This is a genomic window from Candidatus Leptofilum sp. (assembly GCF_965223285.1).
GTDB lineage: Bacteria > Chloroflexota > Anaerolineae > Promineifilales > Promineifilaceae > Leptofilum.
The window spans coordinates 4,096,192-4,116,634 of record NZ_OZ244997.1 but is presented as its reverse complement, the minus strand read 5'-3'; the positions used below and the strand labels follow the sequence as shown (position 1 = coordinate 4,116,634).

The following is a 20,443-nucleotide window of genomic DNA, read 5'->3' as shown; positions in this document are numbered from 1 at the left end:
GATTTCAACTGCGGTCAACTCTCAAACTGGCGTTAGCGCAAATTGCTCCGCTGCAACTTGTGGCGAGGTGGCTGACGCCACGAGTTTGCTTCAGGCAGTCGCGAAAAAGAAGCCCAAATTGCTCCTGCTCGATTGGGAACTGCCTGGCTTGCCCCCTGAGCAGCTACTGCGTCTGGTTTGGTATGAACGGCCGTAGCCGCACATGAGGCATCTCCAGGCAACAGCTAGGCGCAAAAAAGCCGCCTCAAGCAGGCGGCTTCTCTTATTTGAAAAGGCGGCAGTGTGCTAGGCAATGCCCTGAACGCGCAGTTGAATCTGCCCACCAGGGGTTTGTGCAGAGACAGTCTGACCTTTTTTGGCACCTAGTAAAGCACGGCCAAAGGGGGATTCATTGGAGATACGGCCGTTGCTGGGGTCTGCTTCGTGTGCACCAACAATCGTGTACGTTGCTTCGTACTCTTCACCTTCATCAAATTCCACAACAGTAACTGTATGCCCCACTCGGACCTTGTCGGCTGGGCCTACATCTTCAATGATTTTGGCACGACGCAGCGAATCTTCCAGGTCTTTAATACGGCCTTCTACAAATCCCTGCTCTTCTTTGGCAGCATGGTAATCAGCATTTTCCTTCAGGTCACCCTGAGCAATGGCTGCCTGCAACTTGTTGGCCAATTCTTCCTGTTTCTCGCCCTTCAGGAACGCCAATTCATCTTTAATTTTTTGTAACCCTTCTTCAGTTAGATAGACAACATCTGTTAAATCTTGCGTCATTGCCATTTCTCCATACACAAATGACTCAAAACGACCCATCCGTAAACAATTCGCGGTTCTATAAATTTGGTTTATTTCTGTGGAAACTCGTGTAATGCCCAGATGCTTAACCGGGCAGTTATTTAGGCTGTTGGCCTAATCTGAAGCAATTGCCAAATTGGTTCGCCACCTCGCCATTTCTATTATCTTCTATCTTCCCGACGAGAAGCTGTTGGCAAATGCAGATTGCTTCAGAACAAGTACACATCTGTTAATTTGCAGGTAATGGTACGCATGCCACCAAAACCTTCTGTTTAACGAAGCTGCGCCACTGGTTACAGTGAATCAAAGAACCCCGCTCTTTGCGGGGCAAATTACCTGTTTCTGTATGACGTTTGCTATACGCTGAACGACGGATAGTATAGCCGAGCCGCTTTATTCTGTCTAGCCGTGCACCTCTGACAAGAGGCGCATTCATTCATTTTTCAGAAATTTATTGGCTGTTGGGGTAGGGAAACGGCCGTCAGCAACCCATACCAGTAGGCGGATTGGCACATTGAAAAATGGCAGACGACCCCGTAAAGTAAGGTGTGCGCACTGAACCACAAAAGGGGCGGGAGGCCAACCCAATTTACACCTTTTAGCAATATTTGATTCTGAAGCCAACTTTCATGGGAGCAAAGTCCGGTCAGTGACTTGCTAAAGCCACTGACCAGATCATCAAAGCGATGGAAAAAACGCCACAGTTTACAGAACTGATAGAGGCAGTTCCCCAAAATGACCGGCTAGATTGGGTACATGCTGTTGTGCTAAATGAAGCAAGGCAGGTGCTCATATTTGAATCGCCACGGCAAAGGCACAGCTGTGTGAATTGGCAGGTTCTCTCCCATTTTTTACCTGACGATTCAGATCCGTTTACGGCCGTTCAAGCCACCCTCTTACACAAAACCGGCCACCAAACCAACCATTGGTCTTACCTGGGCAGCCATGTCTGCGACATTAAGCAGGCGGGGGACACTGGCTACTTTTTTTGTGCTCAGCAGGCGCGGCAAGTCGCCACACCCCAATCCAATGGCCAATCCCTCGCCGTAGCCAAGTGGGTTCCGCTCACCGATTTACGGTATGCTTTGTTAGACGGCCGTATCGCCCTCGTTAGCCACGCCCTCACTGTTTCCCTGGCCCTGTTAACGCTAAGCAAATAGCATTCCGGTTGCCCGCGCGATCGCTTCTTTATACAATTGCTCGGCAAAGCAACCATTCTTTGCAGCAGAGCAGAAAACAGCTAGCCCAGCACAACCTCAAGAGCAATAATTTGGGCAACCTCTGGAGAAAGGACAGCGTTCCATGCCATTTGCGCCCACGTATGATGTACCGGTCGAGCGCCGCGCTTACACCGAATTAGCAAGAGTTGAAAATGGCAACGGCCGTATCGGACTCCTGATGCTGCATGGCTTCATGGGCAGCCCTCTCAGCTCTCATCCAATGGCCAATTACCTGGCCGAACATGGCGTCACTGTCCATTGTCCGCTGCTGCCAGGGCATGGGCATCATCCCGACAAGCTGCGGAAAATTCCCCGCCAAGCGTGGCTAGATGAGGCGGAAGAAGCATTTGCGGCGGTGCAAGGTTTGTATGATGAGCTGTTTTTGATGGGGCACTCGATGGGAACCATTTTGGGGGCGCATTTGTGTTTGCAAAATCCAAACGTGCGCGGCCTGATTATGCTTACTCCCTTTTATGATGTGCCAGATGACCGGCTAAATTTGGTGAAATATTTACGCTACGTAATGACCTGGTTTTATCCGCACAAAATGCGCTCCATGCGTAAACTGGTCCGTGAGCGCGTGCTTGATTTTGACCCCACCATCAACTTTGATGATCCCGATTTCCAAAAGAACGATTTGCCCAAAGTAAGCCGGGTGCCAATGGACGCGCTGGTGGAGATGGTGAAGATGGCGGCCTACGGCCGTACGCTCTGGCCCCGCTTCACCACGCCTTCCATCATCTTTCGCGGCGGGCATGACCCTGCCGTCAAGCCTGGTACCATTGATACGCTGTACGAAACATTGCCTGGCCCGCACAAAAAGCTGGTCACTTTTCCAAAAGCGGGGCATGAGCCGATGCGGCCGTTCGACCCAGCCCACAAAGAATTATGGCCCCAAGCCTTGGATTTTATCCGCACTTACTCTAGAATTGGGCTGACAACAAATCTCACTCAATAACTGCTGTCAATTTCCCACTTTCCCAACGATAATTTTAGCAACCTTTCAGACAATGAATCGTTGCAATTTTTAAGATGTACCTGCACGGTGAATGAGGTAAAATCTTGGGCATGATGAAATCGATCAACCGTTTGTCGTTCGGGCGTAGTCGGCAGGGGAACAGCCTGCTCTTGTTTTGCCCCCCACGGCCGTTTTGCCACACAAAAAACGGCCGTCAAACAGCAACCTATCAACTGAATCAGCCAGGAAATTAGAGAACTCCCCGCCTACACACAGATGGGGAGTTTTTATTTGGCAAACTGTACAGAAATTAACGCAGAGGCGCGGAGCCGCAGAGAGAAATCTGGGTAATCCGTGAAATCTGTGGCTAAATTTGAGGAGAAATATGGAGCAAGAATCAGAAACGGCCGTAACCCACACCACCTACCGCATTCAAATTCGTCCGAAAACGGCCGTTAACCACACCAAACTCGTCCAGGCCGCCCACCAACTCGGCCTGACCCACCTCACCGCCATCCACCCCAGCCGCCTCATCTTCCTGCAAGGCCACCTCACCCCAGAAGATGCCACCCGCCTGGCCAACGAATTGCTGGTGGACCCGGTAACTGAGAGACTGGAAATTGGAGATTGGAGTTTAGATGCGGCTCAAAATCTCCAATCTCCAATCTCTAATCTCCACTTTATTGAAACCACTCTCCTCCCCGGCGTTACCGACCCGCCCGCCGACAACCTGCGCCGCGCCGCCGAGCTTCTGGGCATTAGCAGCTTAGAGCGTGTGGCAACCGGGCAGTGCTTTGAACTGGCTGGCGACCTGAGCCAAACCGACAAGCAGCGATTGGCCACCGAACTGCTGGCCAACCCCGTTATCCAGCGCTTTGCCATCGACGAGCCCATCAGCCCACCCTTTTTTGCTTATCAAGCAGGAGATGGTTTGGTTGAGAAAATTGCGCTGCGCGGCGCAGACGATGAGGCATTGCTAACCATAAGCCAAGAGCGACGGCTGGCGCTAAATTTAGAAGAGATGCAAGCCGTTCGCGCTTATTACGAGCAAGAAGGCCGCGATGCCACCGATGTGGAGCTGGAAATGATCGCCCAAACGTGGAGTGAGCATTGTGTCCACAAAACGTTTAAGGCGATTATTGAGTTTGAAGGGCCGCTACCCGGCCAGACTAGCGGCAGCGAGCGGCAAACCATCGACGGACTGCTCAACACGTACATCCGCGCCGCCACGGAGAAAGTGAACAAGCCCTGGGTACACTCTGCCTTTGTAGACAACGCGGGCATCGTCGCCTTCGACGACCTGTTTGACCTGGCCTTCAAGGTAGAAACGCACAACCATCCCTCCGCGCTGGAGCCGTTTGGCGGGGCCAACACCGGCGTGGGCGGCGTGGTGCGTGATGTGCTGGGCGTCAGCGCGCGCCCCATCGCCAATACCGACGTGCTTTGCTTTGGCCTGCCAGACACACCGCAAGAAGCACTGCCCGTGGGCGTCCTGCACCCCCGCCGCATCGCCGAGGGCGTCATTCACGGCATTGAAGATTACGGCAACAAGATGGGCATCCCCACGGTAAATGGCTCGATTCATTATCACCCGGGCTACACGGCCAATCCGCTGGTGTACTGCGGCTGTTTGGGCATCCTGCCGCACGGCAGCCACGTGACCGAGCCGCAGCCGGGCGATTTGATCATTGCCATTGGCGGCCGTACCGGGCGGGACGGCCTGCGCGGAGCCACCTTCTCCAGCATGGAGATGGATGTGGCGACGAGTGAAATTGCTGGTACGGCCGTTCAAATCGGCCACCCCATCATGGAAAAGCAGGTGCAGGAAGTGGTGCTGCAAGCGCGTGACGCCCAGCTTTACACCGCGATCACCGACTGCGGCGCAGGCGGCTTTTCCTCGGCGGTGGGCGAGATGGGCGAAAAGCTGGGGGCAACGGTGCAGCTAGAAAATATCACCACCAAATACCCCGGCCTGCGCCCTTGGGAACTGTGGCTGAGCGAAGCGCAAGAGCGCATGGTGCTGGCCGTGCCGTCCACCAATCTACCTGCCCTGCAAGCCATTTGCGACGGCCAGGATGTGGAGCTGGTTAATTTAGGCACCTTTGGCAATGACGGCCGTCTCCACATCTATTTTGGCGACAAACTTGTCGGTAACCTGACCATGCACTTTCTGCACGACGGCCTACCCCCTCGCCACATGACGGCCAAATGGGAACTGACTGATCCCGCAAATGTCACCTTGTCACCCGGTCACCCCCTCACCCTGTCAGATCGCCTCCTCGCCCTCCTATCCCACCCCGACATCCGCAGCAAGGAAGAAGTGATTCGTCGCTACGATCATGAGGTGCAGGGCGGAACGGCCGTAAAACCCCTCACTGGCGTCCAAAATCATGGCCCATCAGATGCGACGGTTTTAGTGCCACAAAATTCGTTGCAAAAGGAGATTGGAGATTGGAGAGTAGAGACTGAAAGCCAATCTCCCAAAGGCGTCGCCTTGTCCAACGGCATCTGCCCCAACTACACCGACCTCGACCCCTACGCGATGGCTTGGGCGGCGGTGGACGAGGCGATGCGCAACGTCGTCGCTGTCGGCGCAGACCCAGATCAGGTTTCCATTTTGGACAATTTCTGCTGGGGCAATCCCAATTTACCCGACCGGCTGGGCTCGCTGGTACGCTGTGCGCAGGGGTGTTACGATGCGGCCGTTTCCTTCCAAACCCCCTTCATTTCTGGCAAGGACAGCCTGAACAACGAATACACCGGGGCCGACGGCAAAAAACACGCCATCCCCGGCACCCTGCTAATCAGCGCGATTGGCATCGTGCCAGACGTGAGCAAAACAGTGACGATGGATTTGAAGCAGGCGGGCAACTTCCTCTTTATGGTGGGGGACACTCGCGCCGAACTGGGCGGCAGCCATTTTAACCAGGTCGGCGGCCGGGCCGAGGGCAGCCGCACCGTCCCCCAGCCGGTGCCCGACAGCCTGACGCGGATGCGCCGGCTGCACCGGGCGATCCAGGCCGGATTGGTGCAATCGTGCCATGACTGTGCCGAAGGGGGCGTCGCTGTGGCCCTGGCGGAGATGTGTATTGCAGGGCGCATCGGCGCAGAGTTGCAGCTCATCCACGTGCCGCGCGATTGGCACGCCGCTTACTCTACCGACGAGGTGGTGCTCTTTGCTGAATCGCTGAGCCGCTTCCTGGTCGAAGTCCGTCCCGAAGACGCCCCTCGATTCCGGGAACTGCTGGCCGACGTGCCGCACGCGTGCGTGGCGGTGGTTGGTGGGGAGAGTTTGGTGGTGAACGGCCGTACTGGCGAATCCAGCCTCACTTTAACCGTTGAAGAAATGGAGCAAGCCTGGCGCGGACACCTGGATGATTTTCGATTGACAGGGGCAAAGCCGTCGCGCAGCGACATTGACGATTTCCGATTGTCCTCGCGCCAAGAACCTAATCGTAAATCCAAAATCCAAAATCGTAAATCACCAAAGGTTCTGGTGCTCCACGCCAACGGCACCAACCGCGACCACGACGCGGCGCTGGCCTGCACGCTGGCGGGCGGCGAACCGGAGATTGTACACATCAACCAGCTGCTGGCTGGTGAGCGGCGGCTGGCGGATTATGGCATGATGGTGCTGCCGGGCGGCTTTTCTTATGGTGATGATTTGGGGGCGGGTGTGCTGTGGGCACTGGATTTGCGGGAGCGGTTTGGGGAGGCGTTGAAGGAATTTGTGAGAAACGGCCGTCCCGTCCTCGGCATCTGCAACGGCTTCCAAACGCTGGTAAAAGCTGGCCTCCTCCCCGGCACTCGCCACTCGCCACTTGCCACTCGCACAACTACTTTGACCTACAACCAATCGAACCAGTTTGAATGCCGTTGGGTCACACTCCAACCCAACCCCAACAGTCCCAGCCTGTTCACCCAGGGCCTCACCGAGCCCATCTACTGCCCCGTCGCCCACGGCGAAGGCCGACTCATGGTGCAGGATGCTGCTGCTTTGGCCACGTTGCAGAGGGAGAATTTAATTCCCCTCCAATACTCGATCTCCAATTTCCAATCTCCAATCTCCTACCCCGCCAATCCCAATGGCTCCGTCTTGGACATCGCCGCGCTGTGCAACCCGGCGGGCAACGTGCTGGGGCTGATGCCGCATCCAGAGAACCACATCTTCCCCTGGCAGCATCCCCGTGCCAGCCGGGGTGAAGGCGGGATGTTGGGCTTGCAGCTATTTGAGAACGGAATTAGAAATGCTTAGGAGCGCAACGCAAAGAGGCAAAGAGGCAAAGACGCGAAGAACATCTTTACACCTTTTAATCCTTTGCGCCTTTGCGTTAAAAAGGTAAATCATGCTAACTCATCAAGAATTGTTAGACGCCATTCCCAATTGCCTGGACAGCACTGATTTCGTGGGTTTGGGTGCAAAGTATGAGGGCAAGGTGCGGGATGTGTATGTGCAAAACGGCCGTCGCCTTCTCATCACCACCGACCGCGTCAGCGCGTTTGACCGGGTGCTGGGATTAATTCCGTACAAGGGGCAGGTGTTGAACCAGCTCAGTGCCTGGTGGTTTAAGCAAACGGCCGATCTCGCCCGCAACCATGTCATCTCCACACCGGACCCCAACGTAACGATTGCTCATGAAGCGCAGCCGCTGCTCGTGGAAATTGTGGTGCGGGGTTACATCACCGGCGTGACGAAGACGTCGCTGTGGTACTTGTATGAGCGGGGAGAGAGACGGCCGTACGGCATCCAGCTCCCCGACGGCCTGCAAAAGAACGACCCGCTGCCTGAACCGCTCATCACCCCCACCACCAAAGCAGCCAAAGGCGACCACGATGAGCGGCTGACGGAAATGGAGATTTTGGAACAAGGGTTAGTGGCTGCTGAGTTGTGGGCAGAGGTGCGGGAAACTGCCGTTGCCCTCTTCAAGCGTGGGCAGCAAACTGCGGCGCAGGCAGGGTTAATTTTGGTGGATACCAAGTATGAGATGGGGCTAGTGAACGGGAAACTCACCCTCATCGACGAAATCCACACCCCAGACTCCAGCCGTTACTGGCTGGACGACCGCCACGGCGACGAGCCTAAAAACTACGACAAAGAGTTCATGCGCAAATGGTACGCCGCTCAAGGCTATCGCGGTGACGGCAACCCACCCACCATGCCCCCCGACCTCATCGCCCAAATCGCTGCCCGCTACATCACCACCTATGAAAAACTCACCGGTGCCACCTTCACCCCCGGCACACAGCCCGCTGTAGAAAGGATTCGTAAGAGTTTGGATTTTTGACGCAAAGGGGCAAAGAATGGAAGAAGGAAAGAAAGGCAAGAAAAGAAAGTTTGCATCACGAGAAGATGAGATCAGTTATGAAATCATTGGCGCAGCCATCGAGGTACACAAAACATTGGGTGGACCAGGGCTATTAGAAAGCGTTTATGAAGAAGCACTTGCTTGGGAGCTACAAAATCGCGGCTTGCTAGTTGAACGCCAGGTGGCTGTTCCTATTAAATACAAAGAGCAAGTTCTGGCTACACCCCTTCGCGTAGATTTACTTGTTGAAAAATTGGTAATCGTCGAAAACAAATCTGTTGTCACTTACAATTCAATTTTTGAAGCCCAAACATTGACCTACCTGCGGCTCATGAACTTACGCTTGGGTATCGTTATTAATTTTGGCGAAAAGTTCGTTAAACGAGGCATTCATCGTGTGGTCAATGGCCTTTAACCCTTTGCCACTTTCGCCTCTTTGCATCTTTGCGTCAAAAAATTGGAGTCTTTATGAGTAAGCAACCATTAGTAGGTATCATCATGGGCAGTACATCGGATTGGGAGACGATGCGCCACGCGGTGGAAACGCTGGAGCAGTTTGGCGTACCGCACGAAGCAGAAGTCGTTTCCGCACACCGCACGCCGGGGAAGATGACTGAGTATGCCCAAAGTGCCGAGGCGCGGGGCTTGCAGGTGATTATTGCCGGGGCGGGTGGCGCGGCTCATTTGCCGGGCATGGTGGCAGCGCAAACGGTGCTGCCGGTGCTGGGCGTGCCCGTGCAAAGCCGCGCGCTCAACGGGCTGGATTCGCTGCTCTCCATTGTGCAGATGCCCGGTGGCGTGCCAGTGGGTACATTGGCAATTGGCAAAGCCGGAGCAAAAAATGCAGCGTTGTTGGCGATTGCCATCTTGGGCAACCAGCATCCCGAATTCCGCCAAAAGCTGCACCAGTTCCGCCAAACCCAAACCAAAACAATCTTAGAGAGCCAGCTACCGCTGAGCAAAAAATGAGCAAAACGAAGCGATGAAACACGCAATTTTTCCGGGTTCAACAATTGGGGTTTTGGGAAGTGGCCAGTTAGGCCGCATGTTGGCGCTGGCCGCACGGCCGTTTTCCTACCACATTCACGTCTTTTCACCAGAAGCCAACTCCCCCGCCGGGCAGGTGGCCGACCGGGAATTTGTGGCCGCCTACGACGATTTGGACGCCGTGCGAGAGTTTGCCCAGAGCGTGAACGTGGTGACTTACGAGTTTGAGAACGTGCCACTGGCCACGGCGGAAGCGTGTGCCGCTATCGTGCCGCTGCGACCCGGCACGCAGGTACTGCGCGTGGCCCAAAATCGTCTGTGCGAAAAGAACTTTTTTGCCGATAACAGATTACCAACGGTTCCCTTTGCCTCTGTTCATTCCTTAGCTGAGTTGCAAGCAAGTTTAGCTGACATTGGTTGTCCAGCGGTGTTGAAAACGGCCGTTTCCGGCTACGACGGCAAGGGGCAAATCAAAATCAACCACCCAGATGAAGCTGTAGCTGCCTGGCAAGCGGTGGGCGAAGTGGACTGCATTTTGGAAGGCTGGGTCACATTTGAGCGGGAAGTGTCAATGGTGGCCGCGCGGGACGTGAACGGCCGTATCGCCCATTACAACCTCATCGAAAATTCCCACCACAACCACATTTTAGATGTCTCCGTTGCCCCGGCTAACGTGCCGCCGCAGGTGCTTCGCCAAGCGGAGGCGATGGTGCAAACGGTACTGACCGCGCTAGATGTGGTAGGGGCTTTATGTGTGGAGTTCTTTTTGTGCAGCGACGGCCGTTTACTGCTGAATGAAATCGCGCCGCGCCCACATAACTCCGGCCATCTCACCATTGAGGCCTGCGTGACCAGCCAATTTGAGCAGCAGATGCGTACTGTTTGCGGCTTGCCTGTGGGCGACACCAGCTACCTGCGCCCGGCGGCGATGGCAAATTTATTGGGGGATTTGTGGGATGTTCAACGCAGAGACGCAGAGGCGCAGAGGAAAAAAGATGAGCGAAATCTGCGTCAATCTGCGAAATCTGCGGATAATATTTCCCCGGATTGGACGGCCGTCCTCAACAACCCCCAGCTAAAACTCCACTTGTACGGCAAAAAATCCGCCCACCCCGGCCGCAAAATGGGGCATCTTACTGCGCTGGCAGACAGCGTAGGTGAAGCAGAAAAGATAGTTAGAAAAGCCAGGAGGAGATTGGAGACTGGAGATTAGAGATTATGTTTTTAGCCAATCTCTAATCTCCAATCTCTGTTCTCGGAGAGAACATTATGGACAACCTTGATTTTCACGAAAACGACAAGTTTCACGACGAGTGCGGCGTCTTTGGCGTGTATGCACCGGGACGAGAAGTAGCGCGGCTGACTTTTTTTGGGCTGTACGCCCTCCAGCATCGCGGGCAAGAAAGTGCCGGTATCGCTAGCTGCGACGGCCGTTCCGCCTTTAGCCACAAAGGGATGGGCCTGGTCTCACAGGTGTTTAATGAGGAAAATTTACGGCCGTTGCAGGGACACATGGCCATTGGGCAAAATCGGTACTCCACCACCGGCGGTTCGCACCTGCGCAACGTGCAGCCCTACCTGATTGAGACGATTTACGGCCCGCTGGGTGTGGCGCACAATGGCAATCTCACCAACGCGCTGCATTTGCGCCACCAACTGCTCAAGCGAGGCGTGGGGCTATCCTCCACCAGCGACAGCGAGGTGATTACCCAGATGCTGGCCGCCCCCGCCGACGTCTGGACGCCAACCAACGGCAATGGCAAAGAAAATGATCGTTGGGTTGCCCGTTTACGCGCCATGATGGGCGTGGCTGAAGGCGCGTACTCGCTCACGATTCTGACCCGTGAGGCGGTTTATGCGGTGCGTGATCCGTTGGGTTTACGGCCGTTATGCCTGGGGCAATTAGAAGATGGCGGCTACGTCGTCGCCAGCGAATCGTGCGCTCTGCACACCATTGGCGCGGACTACCTGCGCGAAATCATGCCCGGTGAGATTTTGCGGCTGGACCACGAAGGCATCACCTCATTCACAGGCGTTAAATCGCAGCAGCGCGGCCTGTGCATCTTTGAATACGTTTACTTTGCCCGGCCAGATTCTGTGTTTGAAGGCCAGGTCATCCACGAAGTGCGCCAGCGGCTGGGCCGCATCTTGGCCAGCGAAGCCCCTGCTGACGCCGATGTCGTCGTAGGCGTGCCCGATTCGGCCACCCCTGCTGCAATTGGTTTTAGTTTGGCGTCTGGCTTGCCCTTTACCGAAGGACTCACTAAAAATCGGTATATCGGCCGCACGTTCATCCAACCCGATGACCAACTGCGCAAAGAAGGTGTGCGCATCAAATACAATCCACTAGAAGCCAATCTAAAGGGCAGGCGGGTAGTTCTCATCGACGATTCAATTGTGAGGGGCAATACAGCAGGACCGCTTGTAGAGCTTATTCGTGACGGTGGAGCCAAAGAAGTACACGTGCGCGTTTCCTCGCCGCCGGTGCGCCATCCCTGCTTTATGGGCATCGACATGGCCACCCGCAAAGACCTTATCGCCCACCAACTGGATATTGAAGGGATTCGCCAGCGCATCGGGGCAGACAGCCTGGCCTACCTCAGCCACGAAGGGATGGTAGAGGCCGTCACCTCCGGCATTCGCCAGCAGACGGGTCACTGCACCGCCTGCTTCTCCGGGGAGTATCCCATCCAAATTCCAGAGTGGCTCTTTGACGACGATAGAGAGCGGGAAAAGCTCATTTTTGAAGATATGTGGGGGTAATGACTTGTGAATAATGAACGGTTAATTGTAAATGGTTAATGGGGGAGTGTGATGAAGGTTTTGGTTATTGGTGGGGGCGGACGAGAGCACGCCCTGGTTTGGAAGCTCAACCAGTCGGGTAGGGTGGCTCAGATTTTTGTAGCACCGGGGAATGCGGGCACGGCCGTTTCTGCCCAAAACATCCCCATCAAGGCTGATGACATCGATGAGCTACTCAACTTTGCCCAGGAAAAGCAGATCGATTTGACGGTAGTGGGGCCGGAGGTGCCGCTGGCGTTGGGGATTGTGGATGCGTTCCAGGCAGCGGGCTTGGCTATTTTTGGCCCGACGCAGGCGGCAGCGCAGCTGGAAGCGTCGAAGGCGTTTGCCAAGCGGTTTATGCACGAATTGGGGATTCCTATGGCCGTTTCCCAAACATTCACCAACTACGAAACAGCCATAGGGGCGCTTCGCGAAGCGCCCCTACCAGATGGCATCGTTGTAAAAGCCAGTGGATTGGCAGCAGGCAAGGGCGTGGTGGTCTGTGATGATTTGGCGCAGGCAGAAGCTACGTTAAAAGAGATGATGCTGGATGGCACATTTGGCGAAGCTGGTGCGGAAGTGGTCATTGAGGAACGGATGCACGGCCAGGAACTGTCTTTGCTGGTTCTAACGGATGGCAAAACGGCCGTTCCCCTCACCCCGGCCCGTGACCACAAACGGGCCTACGACCACGATCAAGGCCCAAACACGGGCGGTATGGGTGCCTTTGCCCCACCACCAGACGTAGACGCCGCGCTCATTGCCCACATCATGCAAACCATCGTCCAGCCAACCATCGACGGCATGGCGGCGCGCGGTACGCCGTATGTGGGCGTGCTGTATGCCGGGCTAATGCTCACCGCCGCTGGCCCCAAGGTGATCGAGTTTAACTGTCGCTTTGGCGACCCAGAAACGCAGGTGGTACTACCTTTGCTAGAAAGCGATCTGATTGAGGTGATGCTGGCTTGCGTAAACGGCCGTCTCACAACAGACATGGTCAAGTTTCACCCCGGTGCTTGCGCCGCCGTCGTCATGGCCGCCCCCGGCTACCCTGGCAGCTATCCCAAAGGATTGCCCATTAGTGGATTAGCTGATTTGCCAGAGGGTGTGATGGTTTTCCACGCCGGAACCGTCCAAAAAGATGGACAAATCGTCACCAGCGGCGGTCGGGTGCTGGCCGTCGCGGCGCGAGGGGATGATTTGGCAACGGCCGTCTCCAAAGCCTACGCTAGCGTAAGTCAAATTCATTTTGAAGGGGCGCATTTCCGTAAAGATATAGGTAGAGATCGGAGATTAGAGATTGGAGATTCAGCCCAATCTCTAATCTCCAATCTCCAATCTCCCTCCGCCTACGCCGCCGCGGGTGTAGATTTAGACGCTGGCAATCGGGCAACAAAACTGATGAAAACGGCCGTTCACAGCACCTTTGGCCCCGAAGTATTGTCTGGCGTGGGCAGCTTTGGCGGCTTGTTTGACATCGGCGCAGCCAAAGAGATGGGCCAGCCAGTGCTTGTCGCCTCGACAGATGGCGTAGGCACCAAAACGATGGTCGCTGCCGCCATGAACCGCTGGAATACAATCGGTCACGATATTGTCAATCACTGCATTAACGACATTTTGGTGCAGGGTGCCAAGCCGCTCTTTTTCCTTGATTACGTCGCTTCGGCCAGGCTAGACCCGGAGCAGATTGCCACGGTGGTAAGCAGCATTGCCGCAGCTTGCCGAGAAGCTGGCATTGCTCTGTTAGGTGGCGAAACGGCCGAAATGCCAGGCGTTTATCAGCAAGGTGAATTGGATTTAGTCGGCACGGTGGTTGGGCTGGTTGATCGTGAACAAATTATTGATGGCTCACGCATCGAGGCGGGGGATCTGATTTTGGGCTTGCCCAGCAGCGGCCTGCACACCAACGGCTTTACACTGGCGCGGCGGGCATTGACCAATTTAGATTGGACGGCCGTTCATCCCCAACTCAACAACACCATCGGCAACACACTCCTCACACCCCACCGCAGCTATTTGCCTGAAGTGCAAGCACTGCGAGCAGCAAACATCGATATTCGCGGCCTGGCACACATCACTGGCGGGGGACTTATTGACAATCCACCGCGCATCTTTCCCGATGAGCTTGGGGCGCGGCTGCTACCGGGCAGCTGGTCTGTGCCGTCCATCTTCAATCTCATTCAGCAGCAGGGCAACATTAGCCACGATGAAATGGCACACGTGTTTAATCTGGGTCTTGGGATGCTGGTAGTTGTGCCGCGAGAGCAAGTTGGTTTGGCAATTACGGCCGTTCCCGAAGCTGTGCTAGTAGGTGAAATAGTTACTGGAATCGATGGCGTCATTTTTGAGAAATAGGACACGGACAAGCGCGAATGACGCGGATTTTTCTCTGCGCCGCTGCACCTCTGCGTTAAAAACTTCTGGAGAATTCATTGGCACTTCCTCGTTTAGTGATTTTAATTTCTGGATCGGGCAGTAATTTACAGGCAGTTTTAGATGCGGTTGAAGCTGGGACGATAACGGCCGTTCCCAGCCTCGTCGTTTCTAATCGCAAAAAAGCGTACGGGCTGGTGCGTGCAGAAACGGCTGGTGTGCCGACAGCTTACTTTCCATTTAAACCGTACCGGGGCGCAGGCAAGTCACGGGAACAGTATGATGCGGATTTGGCGGAATTGATACGGCCGTATCAACCCGATCTCATCGTGCTTGCTGGCTGGATGCACATCCTCAGTGCCACCTTTTTGAACTGTTTCCCCCACAAAGTCATCAACTTGCATCCTGCGCTGCCGGGGCAGTTTGCGGGAACCCACGCCATCCAGCGCGCCTACGACGCCTACCAGCGCGGCGAAATTGCCCATACCGGCTGCATGGTGCATTTCACCATCCCGGAAGTAGACGCTGGACCCGTTGTTGCTCAGGCTGAGGTGCCAATTTTGCCTACAGACAGCCTGGCAGATTTAGAAACCAGAATGCACCAGGCAGAGCATCAGCTTTTGGTAACGGCCGTACAGGATTTATTAACAAAATGACAAGCAGAATCAACGGTAAAACCCAACTCATTGGCCTCATTGGTTGGCCTGTTTCTCACAGCTTCAGCCCAGCCATGCACAATGCCGCCGCCGAGGCCTTGGGCCTGAACTGGGCCTATGTCCCCTTGCCCGTGCCGCCAGATGGAGTGGCAACGGCCGTTTCTGGCCTGGCCGCGCTCGGCTTCCGGGGCGTCAACGTAACCGTACCGCACAAGCAAGCCGTTATGCCCCTGCTCGATGAACTGGAACCGGGCGCACAGGCAATTGGTGCAGTGAATACGATTGTGGTGGAAGAAAACGGCCGTCTCACCGGGCACAACACCGATTGGTCTGGCTTTTTGGCCGATTTGCAAGCACACAACGTGCCAGTGGCACAGCGAGATTGTTTGCTGCTAGGCGCAGGTGGATCGGCCCGGGCGGTCGCCTACGGATTGGCAAAATCTGGGGCGCGCGTGATTATTTTGGCCAGGCGGATTGCCCAGGCGAACAAATTGGCGGCTGATTTAGGTCCATACCTCCCAAACGGCTTGCTCACCAGCCTACCGCTGGCGCACCTGCCAGAAATCGCCACTAGCACCGCCACGCCACTCATCATCAACAGCACGCCGCTGGGCATGACCCCCAACGAACAAACAACACCTTGGCCCGACGACCTTCCTTTCCCCATAAACGCCGTCGTCTACGATCTGGTGTACAACCCCCGGCGCACCCGGCTGATGCAACAGGCCGAGGCTGCTGGCTGCTACGCCCCCAACGGGCTGGGAATGCTAATTCAGCAAGGGGCCAAAGCGTTCACTTTATGGACCGGACAGCAGCCAGATACGGCCGTTATGCGCCAAGCCATCGAACAATCTCACACCTAACCGCACCTACACCTGCACAGCCCGCAGATGCCACTGCCCCCGCGTGGCTAACGCCACGTCGCGCGCCAAGGCTTGCGTATTTTCATACCGAGCTTCTGGCAACTTGGCCATTGCCCGGCCAATAATTTCATCCCACATGCCAGGCAGTTCAGGAATGATAGCTTGCACACTGGGAATAGGAGCGTTAATATGCGCCGAGGCGATCCGTGACGGCGAAGAGGCTCGGAACGGGTGCTTCCCCGTAAGGATGAGGTACAAAATCACGCCGAGTGCATACACATCGGAACGGCCGTCTACCTGCAACCGTTGGGCCTGCTCTGGACTCATATATTCTGGCGTTCCCACCAACAGCACCCCGGTCATGCCCGTTTTGCGCCGCGTAAATTTGGCCAGGCCAAAATCCGTTAAAAACGCATCGTTTGTCTGGTTAAACATGATGTTAGAAGGCTTCACATCCCGATGGACAATCCCCAGCGCGTGTGCTTCATCCAACCCTTCTGCCAGCCGGCCCATCAGGTCACATAGCTCCTGCCGGTTCAGGCCGCGCCGCTTCAAGCGGCGTTTTAGAGAACCATTCGGCATATAGCGCATCACAATGTATGGCTGTACGCCGTGCAGGCCAAAATCATAAATGGGCACAATGGTCGGGTGCTCCAGCGAGGCAATGGCTTCTGCTTCCTGGTAGAAAAATTTGATGAACAGTGGGTCTTGCGTCAATTCATAAGCCAGCACCTTGATGGCAACTTCTCGCTTGATAAACGGGTCTCGCGCCAGATAGACAGATGCCATCTCGCCCTTGCCCAGCTCTTCTACAATTTCGTAGCGACCAATCTTCGCCATCAATTTCCTCTAACTGAATCAATTATTTCATCCTACCAAATCAACACTACTGTCGATATAGGACATTCTTCCAAAAAGGGACCTCTGTTGTTATTTTGTCGGGTTCTTATCGGCCTTATGGCGGGTTTGCCAGGGCAGGGTCTTGTATGCTAGCAGTGGATTGTTGTCTGAATCCGTGACAAGTCTGGAGGTGCGTGATGAATTTGACTCTCAATTCCATACTGGTTCTGTGGGGCGCAGGGATCATGCTAAGCGTCCTGCTCTTCTGGAGTGCCTTGCGCTTTGCGCTATCCACCTGTGATGCCGATAATATGACCCGCGGGTTGGCAGGTTTATTTTGTCTGCTGCTGCTGTTGGCGGGTCTGGCCCTGGGCGTCATACTAAGCAGCATCCCTGCATAACCAAATCTGTATAGTACATTAAGCTACAGGCAGCGGCTTTTATTCTTTGTTACAATATCATTCGTCTGCGAATTCGAGCGCTTATACCCAATATGCCCATAGCCCTGCGTGATCGGCAAGAACTATTTCAATGTATTGAGCCATGATCTTGGCCGATTACCATAAAGGCACTTTGTCTTTTTCATGAGCTTATCGAAACCTGAATCTCTACCTGGCAAGATTGGCCGGTATGAAATCGAGTCGTTGCTGGGCCGTGGCGGTATGGCCGTCGTTTACCTTGCCTTCGATCCGTTTATAGATCGACCGGTGGCGATTAAGCTGCTGCTGAAAGATCGCAGTTACGATGAAAATTTGCGCTCTCGCTTTAAGCGTGAAAGCCGCATGGTGGCGTCACTCAATCACCCTGCTATTGTGCCAGTGTACGACTTTGGCGAGGAAGATGAACAGCCCTATTTGGTAATGCGCTATATGGAGGGTGGCTCTTTGCGAGAAAAGCTGCGCGCCGCGCCGCTTGCCCTCCAGGAAGTGGCTGCGATTCTGAACCAAATTGCCCCGGCGCTGGATACCACCCACGCTCACAAAATTATTCACCGCGATCTGAAGCCATCGAACATTTTGTTTGACGCACAAGGCAAGGCGTACCTGGCAGATTTTGGCCTGGCTAAATTTGCCGAAGGTACGTACACCACGCTGACCCGCAACGATGGCATGGTGGGCACGCCTGCCTACATGAGCCCCGAGCAAATTCGTGCACAACCCCATTTGGACGGCCGTACCGATATTTACGCTCTTGGTGTTATCCTGTTTGAAATGCTGGCCGGGCGGCTGCCTTTTTCGGCAAACGGCCGTTTGCCCATCGCCCTCATGCATTTGTCAGACCCTGTTCCGGCTGTACACACGCTGAACCTTAGCTTGCCAGAATCGATCAGCCCCGTTATTGCCAAGGCGATGGCCAAAAAGCGTGAAGATCGCTTTGCCAGAGCGTCCGAGCTGACAGCACCTTTTGTAAAAGCAGCCGAGGTAGAGACGCTGCCCCCGGTTCAATTCACCAACGCACCGCCTATTATTTTGCAGCCAGACTCTGAAAGCGGCAGCTCTACCTGGAGTAGCCTGAGCGGCAGCAGCGAGAACCAGCCAGAGTTACCCGAATGGCTACAACTGTGGCTGGCAGATTATGGCACTAAGCAGGATATTGGTCGGTCGCGCACACGCGGCACGCTAGAAGATCGAATGCGGGTGGGCAATGTGCAAACGGTCGGCGGCTTACATTTATTGCTGGCCATCGTATCTGATGGCAGCAGCAGCCAGCAGCATGGGCATCTGGCAGCAGAATTGGTCATCAATGAGTTGTTCAACCGGATTGAGCAGTCGGAAACGGCCGTTCCACACGATATTCCGGAGATGTTGCAAGTCGCTTTGCAGCAAACCAATCGCACGCTCTTCTCAGTTGCACAGCAGCACCGGGAGCCATTGGTCATGCAATCAATGGTGGCTCTGGTGGTTATTCATGATAATCGGCTGTTTATGGCTCACGTGGGCAACGGCCGTATTTTCTTGTTGCGAAACCGAAAACTGCACCAGCTAAATAGACCCGTGCCACCAGCCATGATGAACACCAACGGGCAGGCTAGTTACAGCAATGGTCAAACCGGCCACAGCAGTGCCATCGGTGTACAGCCTGACCTAACGGTTGATTTAAGCCTGTACCTAAAAAGTAGCGAAAGTGAAGCAGAGGCACGTAAAAATCAGGGGTTGCAGCTGCAAGCCAATGATCGCCTGCTGCTTTGCTCCGATGGCTTGCTGCCGCCGCACCAGCGGCAGTGGCGACGGCGGTTCCGGCGCGTGTTGTCTGAAAACGCGCCTGTGGATGCAGCCAAAATTTTAGTGCAGGATGCCGTAGCCCGTCAGGTCACCGACAATGTAACGGCCGTTGTGCTGCAAGCACCCGGCACCAAACTGCACGTACCCATCCACCTGAGACAGCCGTTCCAGATGGCGACTGCCGCCGTGGGCACCGTGTTGCTGATTGCGCTCCTGCTGATCATGTCTAGCCGTCCACAACCAGCTGGGGTTTTTGTGCCACCCGGCACAGCCACCCAAATTGCCCAAATTCTGACTGGCTTAACGGCAACGGCCGTAAACAACCCAGCCCAGGCTGCCATCCCCACCCAAATTCCTCCGCTTATTGCCCCTGAGCAAGTACCTGATCCCGGCTTTGCCGTCATTTTTGCCGCCGGAGAGGGGGCGGAGTTCCGACCCAGCGGCAGCACCAGTTGGCAAGCTGCCCGCGCCGGCGATTTGGTGCAAATTGGGGCCGATGCCGCCATCCGTTCCGGCGGTGACCGCATGGGCGTGGTGCTCTCCGACGGGGCTGAGCTGTATTTGGCCTCAGAAGCCGAGTTGATGCTAAACGGCGTTTACCAGAGCGTAGATGATGCGACGGCAACACAAGTTTCTTTGACAAACGGCCGTTTGCTCATCCACTACAACAATGCAGACCCCCACGATTTTGAATTGCAGGTTCCGACCAACGCGATGGCCTTGCTATCCACAGACCACAATGTGGCTGGCGTCATTTATGATGCAGAAACGGCCGTGTTAGAGTTAGATTGCTTCGTTGGAAGCTGCCTGCTTCGCAATAGCCAGAACCGCCAGTTGAAGCTCCCAGCCGGGCGGTATGCCACAACCGAAGGACCCAACATCACCACATTGAGTACCGCTCGCCAAACGCTGTATTGCGATCTGGCACCAACTCTGGTTGCTTGCCCCACACCCACACCCGCGCCAACCCAAACGTTGCCACCCATTGTGGAAACGGTGATCGCCGCCACAGAAACTGCCGGTACCCAAACCGCCACCCCGCTCTCAACCCAAATACCATCTCCCACGCCAACGCCGCAGCCTACGGCATCCGTCACGCCGCTGCCAACCGTGACGCCGCAGCCCGGCGCAACCGATTCCCCGCCAGCAGCTACCAACACAGCTACGTCCCAACCCAATCCAACCAGCTTGCCCACAGCTAGCGCAACCCCCCTCCCTGCCACCAGCACGCCAATCCCAAGCAGCACACCCAGCAATACGCCGCTGCCCACCAACACTAACACGCCGCTGCCATCGCCAACGTCAACAATCAGATTTACGGCCAGCCCACCACCAACCTTCACGCCAACAAAAGACCCCAACACCTAATTTCTTGTTCTCGATCAGTCGAAATCGCACGTCTGCGCAGTAGTCGTTACAATTCGTAGTCAAGGTACAAATTC

17 protein-coding genes are annotated in these 20,443 nt (G+C 55.3%); 15 read left to right on the top strand and 2 right to left on the bottom strand.

Annotated elements, in window-relative coordinates; genetic code table 11:
• The first annotated feature begins 67 nt into the window (after positions 1-67).
• Positions 68-196, top strand: a complete 129-nt coding sequence (locus ACOQPU_RS18535) for a hypothetical protein (RefSeq protein ID WP_420641317.1) — start codon at positions 68-70, stop codon at positions 194-196.
• Between the two features lie 89 nt (positions 197-285).
• On the opposite strand, the gene greA is transcribed toward ACOQPU_RS18535, so the two are convergent.
• Complete coding sequence (gene greA, locus ACOQPU_RS18530) at positions 286-771, bottom strand: transcription elongation factor GreA (RefSeq protein WP_420641316.1); 486 nt, start codon at positions 769-771, stop codon at positions 286-288.
• Positions 772-1,478: 707 nt separating this feature from the next.
• Between greA and ACOQPU_RS18525 the strand changes: the two genes are divergently transcribed.
• The 12 genes from ACOQPU_RS18525 (at position 1,479) to ACOQPU_RS18470 (ending at position 15,939) form a co-directional block, all read left to right on the top strand.
• Positions 1,479-1,952, top strand: coding sequence for a hypothetical protein (locus ACOQPU_RS18525; protein ID WP_420641315.1), 474 nt, complete (start codon positions 1,479-1,481; stop codon positions 1,950-1,952).
• Between the two features lie 142 nt (positions 1,953-2,094).
• Complete coding sequence (locus tag ACOQPU_RS18520) at positions 2,095-2,970, top strand: alpha/beta hydrolase (RefSeq protein ID WP_420641314.1); 876 nt, start codon at positions 2,095-2,097, stop codon at positions 2,968-2,970.
• Between the two features lie 110 nt (positions 2,971-3,080).
• A complete protein-coding gene (locus ACOQPU_RS18515) occupies positions 3,081-3,224 on the top strand; it encodes a hypothetical protein (RefSeq protein ID WP_420641313.1) in 144 nt (47 codons plus the stop codon).
• A 131-nt stretch (positions 3,225-3,355) separates the two neighbouring features.
• Complete coding sequence (purL, locus tag ACOQPU_RS18510; RefSeq protein ID WP_420641312.1) at positions 3,356-7,225, top strand: phosphoribosylformylglycinamidine synthase subunit PurL; 3,870 nt, start codon at positions 3,356-3,358, stop codon at positions 7,223-7,225.
• Positions 7,226-7,316: 91 nt separating this feature from the next.
• Entirely contained in the window at positions 7,317-8,255 is a 939-nt protein-coding gene (locus ACOQPU_RS18505; RefSeq protein ID WP_420641311.1) for a phosphoribosylaminoimidazolesuccinocarboxamide synthase, read from the top strand.
• A gap of 16 nt (positions 8,256-8,271) precedes the next feature.
• Positions 8,272-8,691, top strand: a complete 420-nt coding sequence (locus tag ACOQPU_RS18500) for a GxxExxY protein (RefSeq protein ID WP_420641310.1) — start codon at positions 8,272-8,274, stop codon at positions 8,689-8,691.
• A gap of 53 nt (positions 8,692-8,744) precedes the next feature.
• Positions 8,745-9,245 (top strand): 5-(carboxyamino)imidazole ribonucleotide mutase, encoded by a 501-nt coding sequence (purE, locus tag ACOQPU_RS18495; RefSeq protein ID WP_420641309.1) that lies wholly within the window; start codon positions 8,745-8,747, stop codon positions 9,243-9,245.
• Between the two features lie 13 nt (positions 9,246-9,258).
• Positions 9,259-10,476 (top strand): 5-(carboxyamino)imidazole ribonucleotide synthase, encoded by a 1,218-nt coding sequence (locus ACOQPU_RS18490; protein ID WP_420641308.1) that lies wholly within the window; start codon positions 9,259-9,261, stop codon positions 10,474-10,476.
• 56 nt (positions 10,477-10,532) lie between these two features.
• Positions 10,533-12,026 carry an amidophosphoribosyltransferase gene (gene purF, locus ACOQPU_RS18485; RefSeq protein WP_420641307.1) on the top strand — a complete coding sequence of 498 codons (1,494 nt, stop codon included), beginning with the start codon at positions 10,533-10,535 and terminating at the stop codon, positions 12,024-12,026.
• A 51-nt stretch (positions 12,027-12,077) separates the two neighbouring features.
• Positions 12,078-14,402 (top strand): phosphoribosylamine--glycine ligase, encoded by a 2,325-nt coding sequence (gene purD, locus ACOQPU_RS18480; protein WP_420641306.1) that lies wholly within the window; start codon positions 12,078-12,080, stop codon positions 14,400-14,402.
• 77 nt (positions 14,403-14,479) lie between these two features.
• The gene (gene purN, locus ACOQPU_RS18475) at positions 14,480-15,076 is read left to right on the top strand and encodes a phosphoribosylglycinamide formyltransferase (RefSeq protein WP_420641305.1); all 597 of its coding nucleotides are present in this window, start codon (positions 14,480-14,482) and stop codon (positions 15,074-15,076) included.
• Positions 15,073-15,939 carry a shikimate dehydrogenase gene (locus ACOQPU_RS18470; RefSeq protein ID WP_420641304.1) on the top strand — a complete coding sequence of 289 codons (867 nt, stop codon included), beginning with the start codon at positions 15,073-15,075 and terminating at the stop codon, positions 15,937-15,939. The genes purN and ACOQPU_RS18470 overlap by 4 nt, the downstream gene beginning before the upstream one ends.
• Positions 15,940-15,945: 6 nt before the next feature.
• On the opposite strand, the gene ACOQPU_RS18465 is transcribed toward ACOQPU_RS18470, so the two are convergent.
• Positions 15,946-16,779 (bottom strand): serine/threonine-protein kinase, encoded by an 834-nt coding sequence (locus ACOQPU_RS18465; RefSeq protein WP_420641303.1) that lies wholly within the window; start codon positions 16,777-16,779, stop codon positions 15,946-15,948.
• Between the two features lie 197 nt (positions 16,780-16,976).
• Here ACOQPU_RS18465 and ACOQPU_RS18460 point away from each other — a divergent pair, with 197 nt between their 5' ends.
• Together ACOQPU_RS18460 and ACOQPU_RS18455 are read left to right on the top strand one after the other, a co-directional pair.
• Entirely contained in the window at positions 16,977-17,180 is a 204-nt protein-coding gene (locus ACOQPU_RS18460) for a hypothetical protein (RefSeq protein ID WP_420641302.1), read from the top strand.
• Positions 17,181-17,363: 183 nt separating this feature from the next.
• Positions 17,364-20,369 carry a protein kinase domain-containing protein gene (locus ACOQPU_RS18455; protein WP_420641301.1) on the top strand — a complete coding sequence of 1,002 codons (3,006 nt, stop codon included), beginning with the start codon at positions 17,364-17,366 and terminating at the stop codon, positions 20,367-20,369.
• The last annotated feature ends 74 nt before the right edge of the window (positions 20,370-20,443 follow it).

Excerpts from the sequence above, each read along its gene's own strand:
- purE (WP_420641309.1), top strand. The coding sequence starts at position 8,745 with ATGAGTAAGCAACCATTAGTAGGTATCATCATGGGCAGTACATCGGAT.
- ACOQPU_RS18490 (WP_420641308.1), top strand. The coding sequence starts at position 9,259 with ATGAAACACGCAATTTTTCCGGGTTCAACAATTGGGGTTTTGGGAAGT.
- ACOQPU_RS18460 (WP_420641302.1), top strand. The coding sequence starts at position 16,977 with ATGAATTTGACTCTCAATTCCATACTGGTTCTGTGGGGCGCAGGGATC.
- ACOQPU_RS18525 (WP_420641315.1), top strand. The coding sequence starts at position 1,479 with ATGGAAAAAACGCCACAGTTTACAGAACTGATAGAGGCAGTTCCCCAA.
- ACOQPU_RS18465 (WP_420641303.1), bottom strand. The coding sequence starts at position 16,779 with ATGGCGAAGATTGGTCGCTACGAAATTGTAGAAGAGCTGGGCAAGGGC.
- ACOQPU_RS18505 (WP_420641311.1), top strand. The coding sequence starts at position 7,317 with ATGCTAACTCATCAAGAATTGTTAGACGCCATTCCCAATTGCCTGGAC.
- ACOQPU_RS18515 (WP_420641313.1), top strand. The coding sequence starts at position 3,081 with ATGATGAAATCGATCAACCGTTTGTCGTTCGGGCGTAGTCGGCAGGGG.
- purD (WP_420641306.1), top strand. The coding sequence starts at position 12,078 with ATGAAGGTTTTGGTTATTGGTGGGGGCGGACGAGAGCACGCCCTGGTT.
- ACOQPU_RS18470 (WP_420641304.1), top strand. The coding sequence starts at position 15,073 with ATGACAAGCAGAATCAACGGTAAAACCCAACTCATTGGCCTCATTGGT.
- ACOQPU_RS18500 (WP_420641310.1), top strand. The coding sequence starts at position 8,272 with ATGGAAGAAGGAAAGAAAGGCAAGAAAAGAAAGTTTGCATCACGAGAA.
- purL (WP_420641312.1), top strand. The coding sequence starts at position 3,356 with ATGGAGCAAGAATCAGAAACGGCCGTAACCCACACCACCTACCGCATT.
- greA (WP_420641316.1), bottom strand. The coding sequence starts at position 771 with ATGACGCAAGATTTAACAGATGTTGTCTATCTAACTGAAGAAGGGTTA.
- purF (WP_420641307.1), top strand. The coding sequence starts at position 10,533 with ATGGACAACCTTGATTTTCACGAAAACGACAAGTTTCACGACGAGTGC.
- ACOQPU_RS18520 (WP_420641314.1), top strand. The coding sequence starts at position 2,095 with ATGCCATTTGCGCCCACGTATGATGTACCGGTCGAGCGCCGCGCTTAC.
- ACOQPU_RS18455 (WP_420641301.1), top strand. The coding sequence starts at position 17,364 with ATGAGCTTATCGAAACCTGAATCTCTACCTGGCAAGATTGGCCGGTAT.